Annotated in this window: 1 pseudogene; it reads left to right on the top strand. The window is 59.7% G+C overall.

What is annotated here, in order from left to right:
* Positions 1-300, top strand: a pseudogene (locus MTX35_RS26360) (TetR family transcriptional regulator); the annotation flags it as partial.

Below are 300 nucleotides of genomic sequence, written 5' to 3'. Positions count from 1 at the left end.
CCGAGGTCGCGAAGGAAGCCGGTTTGTCTCGACAGACCATCTATAACGAGTTCGGGTCCCGGCGCGGTGTGGCGGAGAGCTACGCGATACGACTGACCGATCAGCTGGTCAGTGTGGTGGACGATGGCCTCTACACTTGCGTTGGTGATATCAGATTGGCGCTCGGCCGAGGCTTGGCTGCGTTTTTCGCCGTCTCCGAACGTGACCCATTGGTCAGATCGCTACGAGAAGAAGACGCATCCGCAGACCTCCTGCGGCTCATTACTGTTCACAGCACCCAGCTTGTCGAGCGAGCCGCAG

Origin of the sequence: Rhodococcus sp. ARC_M12 (assembly GCF_022810385.1) — a bacterium.
GTDB classification, from domain to species: domain Bacteria; phylum Actinomycetota; class Actinomycetes; order Mycobacteriales; family Mycobacteriaceae; genus Rhodococcoides; species Rhodococcoides navarretei.
The sequence above is the reverse complement of the archived record's forward strand: the minus strand, read 5'-3'. Positions and strand labels throughout refer to the sequence as shown.